This is a genomic window from Brevundimonas sp. TWP2-1 (genome assembly GCF_049897645.1).
Taxonomy (GTDB): domain Bacteria; phylum Pseudomonadota; class Alphaproteobacteria; order Caulobacterales; family Caulobacteraceae; genus Brevundimonas.
This window is the reverse complement of sequence record NZ_JAFCWR010000001.1, coordinates 1348120-1364370: the sequence shown is the minus strand read 5'-3', so window position 1 is coordinate 1364370 and position 16251 is coordinate 1348120. Positions and strand designations below refer to the sequence as shown.

13 protein-coding genes are annotated in these 16251 nt (G+C 67.4%); 9 read left to right on the top strand and 4 right to left on the bottom strand.

Going from position 1 to position 16251, the window contains the following annotated elements:
- The first annotated feature begins 3 nt into the window (after positions 1-3).
- From ACP7BH_RS06830 to pyk, 3 genes are all read left to right on the top strand, one after another.
- The gene (locus ACP7BH_RS06830) at positions 4-948 is read left to right on the top strand and encodes a DUF808 domain-containing protein (RefSeq protein ID WP_425982736.1); all 945 of its coding nucleotides are present in this window, start codon (positions 4-6) and stop codon (positions 946-948) included.
- 71 nt (positions 949-1019) lie between these two features.
- Positions 1020-2729 (top strand): alkaline phosphatase family protein, encoded by a 1710-nt coding sequence (locus ACP7BH_RS06825; RefSeq protein WP_425982738.1) that lies wholly within the window; start codon positions 1020-1022, stop codon positions 2727-2729.
- A gap of 136 nt (positions 2730-2865) precedes the next feature.
- Complete coding sequence (gene pyk / locus ACP7BH_RS06820) at positions 2866-4311, top strand: pyruvate kinase (protein WP_425982739.1); 1446 nt, start codon at positions 2866-2868, stop codon at positions 4309-4311.
- Here the strand turns inward: pyk and ACP7BH_RS06815 are convergent.
- The 4 genes from ACP7BH_RS06815 to ACP7BH_RS06800 all read right to left on the bottom strand — a co-directional run bounded on the left by ACP7BH_RS06815 (position 4308) and on the right by ACP7BH_RS06800 (position 7572).
- Positions 4308-5345, bottom strand: coding sequence for an oxidoreductase (locus ACP7BH_RS06815; protein ID WP_425982741.1), 1038 nt, complete (start codon positions 5343-5345; stop codon positions 4308-4310). The genes pyk and ACP7BH_RS06815 overlap by 4 nt on opposite strands.
- Position 5346: 1 nt before the next feature.
- Entirely contained in the window at positions 5347-5886 is a 540-nt protein-coding gene (locus ACP7BH_RS06810) for a PepSY domain-containing protein (RefSeq protein ID WP_425982743.1), read from the bottom strand.
- Positions 5887-6002: 116 nt separating this feature from the next.
- The gene (locus tag ACP7BH_RS06805; RefSeq protein WP_425982745.1) at positions 6003-7439 is read right to left on the bottom strand and encodes a helix-turn-helix domain-containing protein; all 1437 of its coding nucleotides are present in this window, start codon (positions 7437-7439) and stop codon (positions 6003-6005) included.
- Entirely contained in the window at positions 7432-7572 is a 141-nt protein-coding gene (locus tag ACP7BH_RS06800; RefSeq protein WP_425982747.1) for a hypothetical protein, read from the bottom strand. The genes ACP7BH_RS06805 and ACP7BH_RS06800 overlap by 8 nt, the downstream gene beginning before the upstream one ends.
- Here ACP7BH_RS06800 and ACP7BH_RS06795 point away from each other — a divergent pair.
- From ACP7BH_RS06795 to mce, 6 genes are all read left to right on the top strand, one after another.
- A complete protein-coding gene (locus tag ACP7BH_RS06795) occupies positions 7571-9106 on the top strand; it encodes an acyl-CoA carboxylase subunit beta (protein WP_008259414.1) in 1536 nt (511 codons plus the stop codon). The two genes, ACP7BH_RS06800 and ACP7BH_RS06795, sit on opposite strands and share 2 nt — an antisense overlap.
- On the top strand, positions 9103-10038 hold the full coding sequence (locus tag ACP7BH_RS06790; protein ID WP_425982749.1) for a hypothetical protein: 936 nt from the start codon (positions 9103-9105) through the stop codon (positions 10036-10038). The genes ACP7BH_RS06795 and ACP7BH_RS06790 overlap by 4 nt, the downstream gene beginning before the upstream one ends.
- Positions 10039-10047: 9 nt before the next feature.
- Positions 10048-12027, top strand: coding sequence for an acetyl-CoA carboxylase biotin carboxylase subunit (locus ACP7BH_RS06785; RefSeq protein WP_425982751.1), 1980 nt, complete (start codon positions 10048-10050; stop codon positions 12025-12027).
- A gap of 211 nt (positions 12028-12238) precedes the next feature.
- Entirely contained in the window at positions 12239-13618 is a 1380-nt protein-coding gene (locus ACP7BH_RS06780) for a methylmalonyl-CoA mutase family protein (protein ID WP_425982753.1), read from the top strand.
- Positions 13615-15798: a methylmalonyl-CoA mutase gene (scpA, locus tag ACP7BH_RS06775; RefSeq protein WP_425982755.1), complete on the top strand. Its 2184-nt coding sequence runs from the start codon at positions 13615-13617 to the stop codon at positions 15796-15798. The genes ACP7BH_RS06780 and scpA overlap by 4 nt, the downstream gene beginning before the upstream one ends.
- Entirely contained in the window at positions 15795-16217 is a 423-nt protein-coding gene (gene mce, locus ACP7BH_RS06770) for a methylmalonyl-CoA epimerase (RefSeq protein WP_425982757.1), read from the top strand. Before scpA ends, mce begins: the two co-directional genes overlap by 4 nt.
- The last annotated feature ends 34 nt before the right edge of the window (positions 16218-16251 follow it).

Here is a 16251-nt window from a genome sequence, read left to right as displayed (position 1 = left end):
GCCATGCCGTCCGGATTGATCGCGCTGCTCGACGATGTCGCGGGCATCGCCAAGCTGGCGGCGGCGTCGCTGGATGACGTCGGTGCGGCGGCGGGCAAGGCCTCGACCAAGGCGGCCGGGGTGGTGGTGGACGATGCGGCGGTGACGCCCCGCTATGTCATGGGCCTCTCGCCCAGCCGCGAGCTGCCGATCATCGGCAAGATCGCCTTGGGGTCGTTCCGCAACAAGCTGATCTTCATCCTGCCGGCGGCCCTGTTGCTGAGCGCCTTCGCGCCCTGGGCCATCACGCCGATCCTGATGTGCGGCGGGACATACCTGTGTTTCGAGGGGGCCGAGAAGTTGCTGGAGGCGCTCGGGCACGGCGGACATGAGGACGCGGCGCCGATCATCGGCGACGCGGCGGCGCTGGAGAAGACGACGGTGGCGGGGGCGGTGAGAACCGACCTGATCCTGTCGGGCGAGATCATGGCCATCGCGCTGGCCGATGTAGCCGCCCAGCCGATCCTGACACAGGCGGCCGTGCTGGCCGTGGTTGGGATCGCCATGACGGTCGTCGTGTATGGCGCGGTGGGTCTGATCGTGAAGATGGACGACATCGGCCTGCATCTGGCCCAGCGGCCGAACGGCGGCGTGCGCGCCTTGGGCCGCGGCCTGGTCAAGGGCATGCCGGTGGTGATGAGCGCCCTGTCGGTCATCGGCACCGCCGCCATGCTGTGGGTCGGCGGGGGGATTTTGGTCCACGGGACGCATACGCTGGGTCTGCACTGGCCGGCTGTGCCGCTAGAGCATCTGGCCCACGCTGTCGGACAGGTGTTCGGGCCGCTGAAGGGGGCTATGACTTGGCTGACGACCGCCGTGGCCTCGGCCGTGATCGGACTGATCGTCGGCGGGTTGGTGGTGTTGGTCTTGCATCAGGTCGCGCGGTTGCGCTCGCAGGAATCGCACTAAAGAGCGACGCCCTGTCACGCGGCCGCCATGCGCGGCGGCTAGAGGCCGGTCGCCTGTTGTTGGAGTTCTTCATGTCCCTGTCGCGTCATGCCGCCGCCGCCTTCCTGGCCGCCCTGTCGATGGCGGGCGCCGCCTGCGCCTCCGTCGCCGAGGCGCCGGTTCAGCAGGTCGTCCCGCAGGCTGCCGTCGCCGCCCTGACGCCGCCGAAGCTGATCGTGACCATCGTGGTGGACCAGTTCAGCGCCAACCTCTTCAATCAGTATCGTAGCCGCTACAGCGGGGGTCTGCGTCGTCTGGCGGACCAGGGGCTGGTGTCGATCAACGGCTATCAGACCCACGGCCTGACCGAGACCTGCCCCGGCCATTCGACCATTCTGACGGGCATGCATCCGGTCGAGACGGGCATTCCGGCCAACGACTGGATCGACGGCAAGACCGGCAAGGAGGTCTATTGCCTGGCCGCGCCGCAGAACCATCTGGCGCACGGCCGTGACGACACCGACAACGGGCCGGTGGGGCCGGATCAGCTGCGGGTCACGACACTGGGCGACTGGCTGAAGACCGTCAGCCCGGACAGCAAGGTCATGGCGGTGTCGGGCAAGGATCGCGGCGCGATCAACTTAGCCGGCCACCAGGGCCAGGCCTTCTGGTTCACCGACGGCTTCGGCCTGACGACCTATGTCGAGCCGGGGCAGACGGCGCAGGACAGGCTGGCGCCCGTCGCGGGCTTCAATAACCAGTTCAAGGCCTGGGCGGCGGCGACGCCTGTGGCCTGGGACTATCAGAACGAACAGTGCCGCGCGCTGGCGGGCGACTGGACCATTCGCGGCCAGACCTTCCATTCCGTGCTGCCGCCGGCAGGGCTGAAGTTCGACACCTCGCCGCTGCTTGACGAGCAGACGCTGAAGGCGGCGGAATATCTGCTCGAAAGTCAGAAGCTGGGGCAGGGCGAGACCACCGACATGCTGGGCGTCAGCCTGTCGGCGACGGACCGGATCGGCCATATGTACGGCACCCAGGGGCCGGAGATGTGCGAGCAGATGCACCGGCTGGACGCGGCGCTGGGCGCCTTCCTGGACAAGCTGGCCCAGGTTTCGGGCGGGGCGCTGGTGGTGCTGACGGCCGATCATGGTGGTTCGGACTTCGTCGAGCGGCTGCATGAGCACGGCTATCCCCAGGCGCACCGGGCAGACATGGATGCGATCAAGACCATCAATGCGGCGCTGAAGACGCGCTTCAATCTGGCCGCTGATCCGCTGCAATCCGGCGGCAGCGGCTGGATGGTCGCCGACGCCGAGCACAAGTCCCTGCCCGATCCGCTACGCACCCAGGTCGCCGAGGCCGCCGTCGAGATGCTGCGCGCCCTGCCAGACGTGGCCTTCGCCGAGACGCGAGACCGGCTGCTGGCCGAGCCTCTGCCCGACAGCCGCCAGCCGGAGATGATGACGGTGCGCGAGCGCATGCGCCTGTCGACTGTGGCCGAGCGCTCGCCCGACATCCAGTTCGCCTGGGCCCAGAACACCACGGCCGGCGGGCGTGTCGGCTCGACCCTGGCCGGTCACGGCACGCCGTGGGAATATGACCGCCGCGTGCCGATCATCTTCTGGTGGCCTGGCGCGCAGGGCGACGAGCGGTTCCTACCCATCCGCACGGTCGATATCGCCCCGACCCTGGCCCATGTCATCGGGGTTCCGACGCCGGTGGTCGAGGGCCGTTGCATGGATCTGAACGGGTTTGCGGTGGGCGCTTGCGCGCCGACGGTGGAGGCGGCGGCGCGATAAACTCCTGTTTCGGGGTCGTAAACTCGTGTTTCCCGGCGGGGCTGCGGCCTTACGTGGAAAAGGTTTCGTTGGCAGAAGGGGCTAAAGCGCCCAAGTCGTCCAAACGGATGGCGATCAGAGCCAACAGGAAACGTCCATGAACAGAGCCCGCCGCGCCCGCATCGTCGCGACCCTTGGGCCCGCAAGCCGTGCGCCCGGCATGGTCAAGGCCCTGGCCCAGGCTGGGGTGGACGTGTTCCGCCTGAACTTCAGCCACGGGTCGCATGAGGATCACGCCGCCGCCCTGAAGGCCGTGCGCGGCGCCGAGGCGGCCTTGCAGCGACCGCTGGGCGTTCTGGCCGACCTGCAAGGCCCCAAGCTGCGGCTGGGCCGGTTCAAGAACGTCGAGATTTCGGTCAAGCCGGGTCACACCATGCGCTTCGATCTGGACCCCACGCCGGGCGACGAGACGCGGGTGCAGATGCCGCACCCGGAAATCTTCAAGGCCCTGCGTACCGGCATGCTGCTGCTGCTGGATGACGGCCGGGTGCGGCTGCGGGTCAATGAACGGGCTGACGACTGGGCCGATGTGACGGTCGAGAGCGGCAGCAAACTGTCGGACCGCAAGGGCGTCGCCGTGCCCGAGGCCGTCATTCCCGTCTCGGCCCTGACCCCCAAGGACCGCGAGGACCTGGCCTTCGCCCTGAGGATGGGCGTCGATTGGGTGGCCCTGAGTTTTGTCCAGAAGCCCGAGGACATGGCCGAGCTTAAGCGGATCGTGAACGGTCAGGCGGCTTGCCTGGCAAAGATCGAGAAGCCGGCGGCCCTGGCTGATCTGGAGGCCATTCTCGACTATTGCGACGGGGTCATGGTGGCGCGCGGCGACCTGGGCGTGGAACTGGATCCCGAGGACGTGCCGGTGGCGCAAAAGCAGATCGTGCGCGCCGCCCGCAATCGCGGGGTGCCGGTGATCGTGGCGACCCAGATGCTGGAATCGATGACCAGCGCGCCGGCCCCGACCCGCGCTGAGGCGACCGACGTGGCCAACGCCGTCTATGAAGGCGCTGACGCCCTGATGTTGTCGGCCGAGACGGCGTCGGGCGACTATCCGCTGGAATCGGTCGGCATGATGAGCCGGATCATCGAGCGGGTCGAACGCGATCCGATGTGGCCCAGCCTGATGGGCGCCGAACACGCCGGTATGGACGAGCATGACGTGGACGCCCTGGTCGGAGCGGCGGGCATGGCGGCCAGCGCGCCCTCGACCGGCTGTCTGGTGGTGTTCACGACCCTGGGCGGAACGGCGCGGCGGATGGCGCGGGAACGGCCGTTGAAGCCGATCCTGGTCTTGACGCCCAACCCCAATACGGCGCGTCGCCTGGCCCTGGTGTGGGGGCTGGAACCGCGCCTCGGTGAACAGCCGGATTCGCTGGAGGCCGTCACCGACGATGCCGTCAACAGCGCGGTCAGATACGGCCTGGCCGAGCCGGGGCAGCGTATCCTGATCCTGGCCGGCACGCCGTTCGGGGCGCCGGGCGCAGCCAATCTGCTGCGGCTGGCCCATGCGCCGGCGGCGGCGTCGAAGGGCCGCAAGAAGAGCTAGAGGGCGATCTCGCGACGCTCGGCCGCGCTGCGTCGACCGGCGTCGATGATCCGCATGACCGTCAGGGCCTGATCCGCCGTCACCGGCGGCGGGCCCTTGCCCAGAATCGCGTCGCGCATGGCCGCGTAGAAGGCGGGATAGTCGCCGCGTTCGGGCGTCGGGGTGGTGGCGACGATCTCGCCATCGACATGTTTCGTCAGAATGCCGGGCGATGGGTCCAGGCCCCAGTCAGCGTCGCTTGGGCGCAGGCCCACCTTGGACTGGCCCTCCTGGGCGTCTAGGCCGTGTTTAACGAAGCTGCCGCCCGTGCCGTGGACGACGTAGCGCAGGCTGGATTCTGCGGCGAGATGCCCGGCGTTCAGGATGACCCGCAGCCGGTCGTAGCGCAGCAGGACGTGGGCGTAGTCGATGGCGGTGGCGCCGACGCGCTGGGCCTGGAGGTCGGCGTAGACGGCCTGGGGCGCGCCGAACAACTGCACCGCCTGGTCGATCAGGTGCGGCCCCAGGTCGGCCCAGACGCCGCCGTCGCGCTGGTCTTTCCAACGATCGGTGACGGTCGGGCGGAAGCGGTCGTAGTGGCTTTCGAACACGGCGATTTGGCCCAGCTTGCCCTCGGCGATCAGGCGGCGCAGGGTCAGGAAGTCCGCGTCCCAGCGGCGGTTCTGGAAGACGCTGAACACGCCGGGCGAGGCGGTCGCCACGGACGCGACGGCTTGCGCGTCGGCCAGGGTGGCGGCGAAGGGCTTGTCCACCACCACCGACTTGCCGGCCTTCAGCGCGGCGATCGACTGTTCGGCGTGCAGGGCGTCGGGGGTGGCGACGACGATCAGGCCGATGTCCGCGCGCGCCAGGGCGGCGTCCAGATCGGGCAGGACCTCGACCTCCGGCAGGTCGGCGTGAACCGCCTCGGGCCGCGACGAGACGACGGCGGTCAGGGCCAGGCCGGGCGTGGCGGCGATCAGGGGGGCGTGGAAGGTCTGGCCCGCCAGGCCGTAGCCGACGACGGCGACGCCGATGGGTGTGTGTGTGGTCATGTCAGTGCGGCCAGCGTTCCGTGAGGACCTCCGCCTTACCATTTTCAAAGCGGACTTCCATGGCGGGCTCGGCAGGCTGGCCGGCGGCGAACAGTTCGTAGATCACGCCGCCATCCGTCTGACGGCTTTCGATGATGCGTTCAGGGGCGAAGGCGCCGGTGGCGGCGCGGGCGGCGGTCTGGACCGTCTGGGGCATGTCGGCGAAGGCGACGTCGCGCTGGATTTCCACAACCTCGAACCGGTCGCCTGTCTGCTGGATGTCCAGTTCGACCTCGGACCCGTCAGGCCGGGCGCCCTCGACATCGTAATAGACGCGCCCCTCGCGTTCCTTTCGTTCGACCTCGGCGACGGTCATGCCCGGCACGGTCTGCTGGATCAGGGCCGCAAGCGCAGGCGGCAGATCGGCAGGCGACACGTCGGAGATCTGGGTTTCGGGGCCGGGCGGCAGGGCCGTCGGCGCGGCGTCGGCCTTGTCTTCTTGCGGGGGTGAACAGGCGCCCAGCACGGCGGCTGCGGCGATGGCGAAAAGGGCGTGCTTCATCGGTCTTTCCTCCCGCGCCTTGCGCGCTTGTGCGATCAGGAAGAGGAGGCTGGTAACCGGTGTCAAGTCTTACACGCCCTTGGCGACGGCTTGTCGCGGCGCGTGTTCCTTACGCTTTAGGGCCGGTCGAAGCGCGGGCCATCCAGCACATAGGGCACCACGCCGCGCTCGTTCTCGGGCACGTGAAGGGCGCGGTCCAGGGGCGGGAAGGCGCGCTGGGTGCAGTCGGTGCGCTCGCAGATGCGGCAGCTGACGCCGATCCGGGCGGCGGGGCCGTTCAGGTCCAGGCCGGCGGCATAGACGAGGGATCCGGCGTGCTCGACCTCGCAGCCCAGGGACAGGGCGTAGCGGCGGTCGTTGGCCAGGTAGGAGCCGCTGGGCTTGGACACGCTGCGGGCGATGGAGATGTAGCGCGAGCCGTCGGGCATCTCGGCCAGCTGGACCCCGATCCGGTCTGGCGTGGCGAAGGCTTCGTGGACATTCCATAGGGGGCAGGCGCCGCCGAAGCGGGCGAACTGGAAGCGGGTGGCGCTGTGGCGTTTGGTGATGTTGCCGGCCATGTCGACGCGGGCGAAATAGAAGGGCACGCCGCGCCAGCCGGGCCGTTGCAGATTCGAGAGCCGGTGGCAGACCTGTTCAAAACTGACCTGGAAGCGGGTGCGCAGCCGGTCGATGTCGTGCTTTTCCGCCCGCGCCGCCTCGAGGAAGGCGCGATAGGGCAACAGGAGCGCGCCGGCGGCGTAGTTGGCCAGGCCGACGCGGGCCACGTCGCGCGCGGCCTGGGTGCGGAAGGCGGCCTGATCCAGCTCGGTCTCGATCAGGTCGCGGAAGGACAGCAGGGCCAGCTGGTGGGCCAGCTGGAAGGATCGGGTCGCGCCGGGCTGCCAGGCGTCAAGGCTCAGGATGCGACTGGCGGGGTCGTAGCGGCGCAGGGCCTCCTGGCCGGCGACATAGACGGTGCGCACCCCGTGCCGGTCGGCCAGCAGGGTCTCCAGCGCCCGTTCGATCGGGCCGTCCTGGGGGATGTCGGCCGCCAGGGCCTCGGCCGCCGTGTCCAGGCTGTCGACGTAGTTGTCGCGGTAGTGGAAGAAGTCGCGGACCTCCTCATAGGGCAGAAGGGCGACGCGGGCGCCCAGTTCGTCGCGGCCCAGGGTGTCGTCCAGCGCCTTCACCCGCTCGTCCAGCTGGCGGAAGGCCTGGTGCAGGGCCAGGAACTGATGGGCCAGGCGGGGGGTGTTGGCGACGGCCTGTTTCAGTTCGGCCGCCGTCGGGGGCTCGGCGCCGCCGCTGACCGGGCCGGCGATGTCGGTGGTGGCCTCGCGCAGGTCGGCGATCAGGCGGGCGTCGCCCTCAAGGTCGAACAGGCTGGCGTCGATGTGGAAGGCGCGGGTCAGGGCGATCAGGACGCGGGCCGTGGCCGGGCGCTGATTGGTCTCGATCTGCGACAGATACGACGGCGACAGGCCCAGCCGCTCGGCGCAGGCCTCCAGCGTCCAGCCGCGCGCCTCGCGCAGCTTGCGCAGTTTGGCGCCCAGAAAAAGCTTCTCAGCCATTCGCAAGTTTGCAGTTCATCGTCGCCGCCTTTGCAAGTCCGCGCAGTTCCGCATCTTTTGCAAAGTTGCGTTTGCCAATTTGTGATGAAGGCGCCACGCCTTTCGCAGCGAACACGAGGCCTAAACCGATCATGACTCAAGCCATCCTTGAAGAACTGGAGCGTCGTCGCGCCGCCGCCAAACTGGGCGGCGGGGAAAAGCGTATCGCCGCCCAGCACGCCAAGGGCAAGCTGACGGCGCGCGAACGCATCGACGTTCTGCTGGACGAGGGCTCCTTCGAGGAGACCGACATGTTCGTCGAGCACCGCAGCCACGACTTCGGGATGGAGACGCAGCGGATCCCCGGCGACGGGGTGGTGACGGGGCGCGGGACCATCGGCGGGAGGCTGGTCTATGTCTTCTCCAAGGATTTCACGGTGTTCGGCGGGAGCCTGTCGGGCGCCCATGCGGCCAAGATCGTCAAGTTGCAGAAGATGGCCCTGACGACCGGGGCGCCGATCATCGGCCTGTTCGACGCCGGCGGGGCGCGGATCCAGGAGGGGGTGGAGAGCCTGGCCGGCTACGCCGACATCTTCCTGCAGAACACCCTGGCCAGCGGCGTCATTCCCCAGATCAGCGTGATCATGGGACCGTGCGCGGGGGGCGACGTCTATTCGCCGGCCATCACCGACTTCATCTTCATGGTGAAGGACACGAGCTACATGTACGTGACCGGACCCGACGTGGTGAAGACCGTCACCAACGAGGTCGTCAGCCACGAGGATCTGGGCGGGGCGCGGGTCCATGCCGGCAAGTCGGGCGTGGCGGACGGAGCGTTCGAGAACGATCTGGAAGCCCTGTCGGAGGTGCGCCGCCTGATCGGCTTCCTGCCCCTGTCGAACCGCGAAAAGCCGCCGGTGCGCGAGAGCTATGACGAGCCCGAGCGGGACGAGCCGAGCCTGGACACCCTGATCCCGGCCAATCCTAATCAGCCCTATGACATGAAGGAGCTGATCCTGAAGGTGGTCGACGAGGCCGACTTCTTCGAGATCGGCGCCGACTTCGCCAAGAACATCATCTGCGGCTTCGGCCGGCTGGACGGCCAGACGGTGGGCATCGTCGCCAACCAGCCCCAGGTGCTGGCGGGCGTGCTGGACATCGATTCAAGCCGCAAGGCCGCGCGGTTCGTGCGCTTCTGCGACGCCTTCGACATTGCCCTGGTGACCCTGGTGGACGTGCCGGGCTTCATGCCGGGGACCAAGCAGGAGTATGGCGCCCTGATCAAACACGGGGCCAAGCTGCTGTTCGCCTATGCCGAGGCGACGGTGCCGAAACTGACCCTGATCACGCGCAAGGCCTATGGCGGCGCCTATGATGTGATGAGTTCGAAACACCTGCGCGGCGACGTCAACTACGCCTGGCCCACCGCCGAGATCGCGGTCATGGGCGCCAAGGGCGCGGTCGAGATCATCTTCCGCAAGGAGGCCGGCGATCCGGCGGCCCTGGCGGCGCGCGAAGCCGAGTATAAGGACCGCTTCGCCAATCCGTTCGTGGCGGCGGGCCTGGGCTACATCGACGACGTCATCATGCCGCACGGGACGCGGCGGCGGCTGGTGAAGGCGCTGCGGACGCTGAAGAACAAGGTCCAGGAGAACCCCTGGAAGAAGCACGATAATATTCCGCTATGAGCGCTCGTCGTCCACGACGAGGGAAGCTCTACAAGGCGACGCTGCATGCAGTTTCGGACTGGAAGAAACAATTCCATGAAGGTCCCGATGATGTAGTGTCGGGCAGGGCTGAACTCGGCCAAATCCTGACAATAGGGAATGAGTATTACGACCCTTTGGCTGCAGACCGGCTCGATGCTTGGACCGTTTTGCTTGACGAACTTATCGTGTATTTCGTCTACCGCATTATATTCCTTGTACATTTCCTGCCTAAGGATGAAGAAAACAAGAACCGCGCAATAGCTGTAACGATGCTTGTATCTGGCCTCGCTGCTGATCTTCTTGCCATTCGGTCTTGCGTCAAAAATGGTCCTGTCGAAGCGGCGTACGCGATTAGCCGGCAGGTCATCGAGCGGGTGGATGTGCTCTGCTTATTGATTGAGAAGCCAGAGCTAATCGACGGCTTTATAGATCAGGACCTAGAAGCGGCGACGAAGTTTTGGAAGCAAAGCATAGCAGGCGGTAGAGCTCGAAAAGCTAGGTTGGAGTTCTTGCGGAAGCGACTGGGCGACGAGCACGCCGAACAAGCGGCAGGCGCTGCGGCAGCGGACTTCAACGCCTATTCGATGGCTGTTCATCCAAGCGGCCCAATGGGCATGGCTTACCTATTCGCTCCTACGTCATTGCCTGATCAGTTGTACTGGCCCGCGTTCTTAAGGCCCAATGCGGACGCAGCAATCCGGCCTGTCGCAGCAGCAATAGAGTACGGCCTAGAGGCCGTTATGGCGTTGAAATATGCGGAGGAAGAGGGGTGGACATTCCTCGAACCCGTTGACCAGACCGATTACGTTCACCAACGCGTCAAAGGTCTAGAATTGCTAATGTTTGCGCTTTTTGCGCAGTACTGGCGAATGAGACAAGATCCTGATTATTCGCCCAAATATGACGACTAGGACCGACTAATGTTCTCCAAAATCCTCATCGCCAACCGGGGCGAGATCGCGGTTCGGATCATCAAGACCTGCCGCCGCATGGGCATCAAGACCGTGCAGGTCTATTCGGAGGCAGACGCCGGGTCGTTGGCGGTCGAGATGGCCGACGAGGCGGTGCTGATCGGGCCGGCGCCGGCGGCGCAGTCCTATCTGCTGGCGGACAAGATCGTCGAGGCGGTGCGCCAGACGGGGGCGCAGGCCGTGCATCCGGGCTTTGGCTTCCTGAGCGAGAACGCCGGGTTCGCGCGGCGGCTGAGGGACGAGGGGATCGCCTTCATCGGTCCGAACCCCGAGGCCATCGAGGCCATGGGCGACAAGATCAGCTCCAAGAAGCTGGCGGCCGAGGCGGGGGTCTCGACCGTGCCGGGTCATATGGGGCTGATCGAGACGCCGGAGGAGGCGGTCAAGATCGCCAACCAGATCGGCTATCCGATCATGATCAAGGCCTCGGCCGGCGGCGGCGGCAAGGGCATCCGCGTGGCCCATTCGGACGCCGACATGGCCGAGGGGTTTGCGGCGGTGAAGGCCGAGGCGCTGAACGCCTTTGGCGACGACCGGGTCTTCCTGGAGAAGTTCATCATCGACCCGCGCCACATCGAGATCCAGGTGCTGGGCGACAAGCACGGCCATGTGGTCCACCTGTTCGAGCGCGAATGTTCGATCCAGCGCCGCAACCAGAAGGTCATCGAGGAGGCGCCGTCGCCCCTGCTGGACGAGGAAACCCGCGCCGCCATGGGGGCGCAGGCCGTCGCCCTGGCCCAGGCGGTCAACTATGACTCAGCCGGCACGGTCGAGTTCGTGGCCGGTCAGGACAAGAGCTTCTTCTTCCTGGAAATGAACACCCGCCTGCAGGTCGAGCATCCGGTGACGGAGCTGATCACCGGGGTCGATCTGGTCGAACAGATGATCCGTTCGGCCTGGGGCGAGGCCCTGGCCTTCGAACAGAAGGACCTGTCGATCAACGGCTGGGCCATCGAGAGCCGCATCTACGCCGAGGATCCCTATCGCGGCTTCCTGCCGTCCATCGGGCGGCTGGTTCGCTATGAGCAGCCCGAAGAAGGCGATCAGGGGGATTATACGGTCAGGAACGATTCCGGCGTCCGAGAGGGCGACGAGATCAGCATGTTCTACGACCCCATGATCGCCAAACTGTGCGCCTGGGGCGAGACGCGCGAGGCGGCGGTGACGGGCATGGCTCGCGCTCTGGAGGACACCCACCTGTCGGGCCTGGGGCATAATGTGCCCTTCCTGGCGGCGGTGATGGACCAGGACCGGTTCAAGTCGGGCGAACTGTCGACCAGCTATATCAAGGACGAATTCCCGGACGGCTTCCATGGCCTGCGCCCGACGGTGGAGCAGGAGCGGATCCTGATCGCCTCGGCCCTGGCCATGCACGAGGTCATCGCCGAACAGGACGGCGATCCGTCGGACCGCACCGACTGGATCGTGATGATCGACAAGACTCCGCACGGCGTCGGCCTGTCCTATGACGAGGACGAGGAGATGATCCTGACCCTGACGGGCGGGGGCGACATTCGCCTGTCGGACATCGACTGGCGGCCCGGTCTGGCCCAGTTCAAGGCCGAGCTGGACGGAGAGGCCTTCACCGCCGAGGTCAAACGCGTCGCCGACGGCTTCGATATCCGCCACCGCGCGGCGCGTGCGCGGGTGCGGGTGTTGAGGCCGCATGTCGCCGAACTGTATGCGCGGCTGCCGGAGAAGGCGGTAGCGGATACGTCGAAGATGGTGCTGTCGCCGATGCCGGGGCTGGTGGTGTCGATCCCGGTGGTGGTGGGCCAGGCGGTCAAGACCGGCGAGACGGTGGCGATCATCGAGGCCATGAAGATGCAGAACATCCTGAAGGCGGAGCGCGACGGGGTGGTGAAGGCGGTGGGGGCCAAGGACGGGGATCCGGTGGCGGCGGATGATGTGCTGGTGGAGTTCGGGTGATGCCTGCCCTTCTCTTCTTTCGTCATCCTCCGGCAAGCCGCGCCTTCGCGGCGCAGACCGGGGGACCCAGCGGCGCGCGTGAGCGCGAACCTGTCGCGGAGTCGGTCTTCAAACATCGAGCGGCGGATGGATTTCGCCTTCGGCGCCGCTGGGTTCCGGGTCTCCGCTGCGCTTCGCCCGGAATGACGAAAGTGGAAGAGGGGGCGGTAGGATGAACTTCCCCACCCCCACACCCCTTGAATGGCGCGAGGCGGCCCAGAAGGCGTTGAAGGATCGGCCGATCGAGTCGCTGATGTCGCTCGACGCCGACCAGTTGGTGACGCGTCCGCTGTACGCGGGGGCGACCGGCGTCCAGCCCATCTTCGCGCCGCGTCCGTCCGACTCCGAAGGCCGGGCCTGGGATCTGCGGACCCTGGTCGAGGGGGATGATCCCGAGGCGGTCAATGAAGCGGTGCTGACCGATCTGGAGAACGGGGCGGCCTCGGTGGTGCTGAAGGGGCGGGTGCTGGCGGACTCTGGGCCTCTGGGCCAGGCGCTGGAAGGCGTGGCGCTGGAGCTGGCGCCGGTGGCGCTGGATGCGGGGATCGACGGGCCGGATGCGACCAACGCCCTGGCGGTGGTGGCCAAGGGATCGCCGCGCGCCCAGCTGAGGTTCCACATGGACCCGGTCGCGGCCTTCGCCGAGGCGGGCGGGGCGCCGCGTTCGGTCGAAGAGCATCTGAGCCTGGCGGCCAATACGGCGGCGCGGCATGCGGGCGCCTATCCCGACGCGACCTTCTTCATGGCCAGCGGGCGCGTGGCGCACGAGGCGGGCGGATCGGCGGCGCAGGAGCTGGCCTTTGCGGCCGCCAGCGTGGTGGCCCATGTGAAGGCGGCGGTGGACGCGGGGATGTCGGTCGAGGCGGCCTTGCGTGGCACGGTGGTCGGCCTGTCGGTCGATGCGGAATATTTCGACAGCCTGGCCAAGGTGCGGGCCATGCGGCTGATCTGGGCGGCGTTGACGCGGGCCTTTGGGGTGGAGGCACCGGCCGTGATCGAGGCGCGGTCGTCGCGGCGGATGTTGGCGGCGCGCGATCCCTGGCCCAATCTGCTGCGGTTGACGGCGGCAGGGTTTGCGGGCGCCGTGGGGGGCGCGGATGTGGTGGTGCTGGACGGCTTCACCCGCGCGACCGGGCGGTCCGACGCCTTCGCCAGGCGGCAGGCGAGGAACACCCAGCTGGTGCTGATGGAGGAGGCCAATCTGGGCCGGGTCGACGATCCGGCGGCGGGGAGCTGGTATCTGGACGCCCGGACGCGGGATCTGGCCGAGGCCGGCTGGGCCGAGTTCCAGATGATCGAGGCCGAGGGCGGTCTGGTCGAGGCGCTGAAGGGGTCGCTGATCCAGCCTCGCATCGCTCGCGCCCGCGCCCTGCGCGAGGCGGCTCTGGCGAACGGCGCGGCCCAGATCATCGGGGTGACGAAATATGTGGATGCGGAGGTGCGGCCGGCGCCGGTCGAGGCGGCTGACGCGGCGCCGTCGCGGGTCGAACGGGTGTGCGAACCGCTGAGCCCGATCCGGTTCGCGGCGGCCTTTGAGGAGGCGGCTCAATGAGCGCTTTTGGGAGCTTCCCCGACTTCAGCAAGATCGCCCTGAACCTCGACACGACCGGGCAGGGGCCGACGCGGGACCCATGGCTGACGCCCGAGGGGCTGACGGTCGAGACTGCATACGGCGCCGAGGCGCTGGAAGGGCTGGGGCATCAGGACGGTTTGCCGGGCTTCGCGCCCTTCGTGCGCGGGCCCTATCCGACCATGTATGCGGGCAATCCCTGGACCATCCGCCAGTATGCCGGCTTCTCGACCGCCGAGGAATCCAATGCCTTCTATCGTCGCAATCTGGCGGCGGGGCAGAAAGGGCTGAGCATCGCCTTCGATCTGGCGACGCACCGGGGCTATGACAGCGACCACCCGCGGGTGAAGGGCGACGTCGGCATGGCCGGCGTGGCCATCGACAGCATATATGACATGCGGACCCTGTTCGACGGGATCCCGCTGGACCAGATGTCGGTGTCGATGACGATGAACGGGGCGGTGCTGCCGATCCTGGCCCTTTATGTCGTCGCGGCCGAGGAGCAGGGCGTGCCGCACGCCAAACTGACCGGGACCATTCAGAACGATATTCTGAAGGAGTTCATGGTTCGCAACACCTACATCTATCCGCCCGAGCCCTCGATGCGGATCATCGCCGACATCTTCGCCTGGACGGCGCAGGAGACGCCGAAGTTCAACAGTATCTCCATCAGCGGCTATCACATGCAGGAGGCCGGGGCCTCGGCGGATATCGAGCTGGCCTATACGCTGGCGGACGGGATCGAATATCTGCGGGCGGGCGTCGCGGCGGGCATGCCGATCGACCGGTTTGCGCCGCGCCTGAGCTTCTTCTGGGCCATCGGCATGAACTATTTCATGGAGGTGGCCAAGATGCGGGCGGGCCGCCTGCTGTGGGCCGAGGCGGTGCGGAAAGAGGGCGGGGTCGATCCCAAGTCGCTGAGCCTGCGCGCTCACTGCCAGACCTCGGGCTGGAGCCTGGCGGCGCAGGACGTGTTCAACAATGTGCCCCGCACCATGGTCGAGGCCATGGCGGCGGCGGGCGGCCAGACGCAGAGCCTGCACACCAATGCGCTGGACGAGGCTCTGGCCTTGCCGACCGACTTCTCGGCCCGGATCGCGCGCAATACCCAGATCCTGCTGCAGTCGGAGACGGGGCTGACGCGGGTCATCGACCCCTGGGGCGGCAGCTTCTATGTCGAGCGGCTGACCCACGAACTGGCCGAACGCGCCCGCGCCCACATGGCTGAGGTCGAGGCCCTGGGCGGCATGGCCAAGGCCATCGAGGCCGGGATTCCCAAGCTGAGGATCGAGGAGTCCGCCGCCAAGACCCAGGCCCGGATCGACACCGGTCAGCAGACGGTGGTGGGGGTGAACAAATATCTGAACCCCGTCGTCGACGATATTCCGATGCTGAAGGTCGATAATGCGGCGGTGCTGGCGGCCCAGATCGAAAAGCTGAAACGGCTGCGGGCCGAGCGGGACCCGGCGACGACCGATGCGGCGCTGGAGGCGCTGACGAACGGTGCGCGGGGGACCGCCAATCTGCTGGAGCTGGCGGTGCAGGCCGCGCGGGCCAAGGCGACGGTGGGTGAAATCTCCGACGCGCTGGAGGCCGCCTTCGGCCGGCATGTGGCGACGGTGCAGACCGTGTCGGGCGTCTACGCCAAGGAGGCGGGCAATGACCCCCGCTTCGCCCGCGCCCGCGAGATGGTGGCGACCTTCGTCGAGAACGACGGCGGGCCTCCGCGCATCCTGATCGCCAAACTGGGCCAGGACGGGCACGACCGGGGCCAGAAGGTGGTCGCCACCGGCTACGGCGATCTGGGCTTCGACGTCACCGCCGGCGCCCTGTTCCAGACCCCGTCAGAGGCTGCGCGCGATGCGGTGGACAAGGGGGTCCATGCGGTGGGCGCCTCGTCCCTGGCGGCCGGGCATCTGACGCTGGTGCCGGAACTGAAGGCCGAGTTGGCGCGGCTGGGGCGACCCGACATCATGATCGTGGTCGGGGGCGTCATTCCGCCGTCGGACGTGCAGCCCCTGCTCGATATGGGCGCGGCCGCCGTCTATCTGCCCGGTTCGGCCATCGCCGACACGGCGGTGGACCTGATCGAGAAGCTGAACCAGAGGCTGGGATACGCCCAGCCCGCACCCTCCAAAGCGAAGACTGAGGATAAGTCATGATCGGCGCCCTGAACCACGTCGGGGTCGCCACGCCCTCCATCGCGGACTCGATCAAACTGTATCGCGACATCCTGGGCGCGAAGAAGATCGGCGAGCCGTTCGACCTGCCTGCGCAGGGGGTGAAGGTCTGTTTCATCGACACGCCCACGGCCCAGATCGAGCTGATCGAACCCTATGACGACACCAGTCCCATCGTCGGCTTCCTGGCCAAGAACCCCAAGGGCGGCCAGCACCACGTCTGTTTCGAGGTCACCGACATCCACGCCGCCATCGCAGAGATGCGGGCCAAGGGGGTGACCCTCCTGGGCGCGGGCGAGCCGCGCATCGGCGCCCACGGCACGCCGGTCGTCTTCCTGCATCCGCGCGACATGGGCGGGGTGCTGATCGAACTGATGGAGACGCCGAAAGGCGACCACTGAGGTCCGGCGGCGGAGCCTTTCGCCAGCTTGACCG

Bases quoted from the DNA above. Each gene is read 5' to 3' on its own strand.
- ACP7BH_RS06830 (WP_425982736.1), top strand. From the start codon at position 4: ATGCCGTCCGGATTGATCGCGCTGCTCGACGATGTCGCGGGCATCGCC.
- ACP7BH_RS06825 (WP_425982738.1), top strand. From the start codon at position 1,020: ATGTCCCTGTCGCGTCATGCCGCCGCCGCCTTCCTGGCCGCCCTGTCG.
- pyk (WP_425982739.1), top strand. From the start codon at position 2,866: ATGAACAGAGCCCGCCGCGCCCGCATCGTCGCGACCCTTGGGCCCGCA.
- ACP7BH_RS06815 (WP_425982741.1), bottom strand. From the start codon at position 5,345: ATGACCACACACACACCCATCGGCGTCGCCGTCGTCGGCTACGGCCTG.
- ACP7BH_RS06810 (WP_425982743.1), bottom strand. From the start codon at position 5,886: ATGAAGCACGCCCTTTTCGCCATCGCCGCAGCCGCCGTGCTGGGCGCC.
- ACP7BH_RS06805 (WP_425982745.1), bottom strand. From the start codon at position 7,439: ATGGCTGAGAAGCTTTTTCTGGGCGCCAAACTGCGCAAGCTGCGCGAG.
- ACP7BH_RS06795 (WP_008259414.1), top strand. From the start codon at position 7,571: ATGACTCAAGCCATCCTTGAAGAACTGGAGCGTCGTCGCGCCGCCGCC.
- ACP7BH_RS06800 (WP_425982747.1), bottom strand. From the start codon at position 7,572: ATGATCGGTTTAGGCCTCGTGTTCGCTGCGAAAGGCGTGGCGCCTTCA.
- ACP7BH_RS06790 (WP_425982749.1), top strand. From the start codon at position 9,103: ATGAGCGCTCGTCGTCCACGACGAGGGAAGCTCTACAAGGCGACGCTG.
- ACP7BH_RS06785 (WP_425982751.1), top strand. From the start codon at position 10,048: ATGTTCTCCAAAATCCTCATCGCCAACCGGGGCGAGATCGCGGTTCGG.
- ACP7BH_RS06780 (WP_425982753.1), top strand. From the start codon at position 12,239: ATGAACTTCCCCACCCCCACACCCCTTGAATGGCGCGAGGCGGCCCAG.
- scpA (WP_425982755.1), top strand. From the start codon at position 13,615: ATGAGCGCTTTTGGGAGCTTCCCCGACTTCAGCAAGATCGCCCTGAAC.
- mce (WP_425982757.1), top strand. From the start codon at position 15,795: ATGATCGGCGCCCTGAACCACGTCGGGGTCGCCACGCCCTCCATCGCG.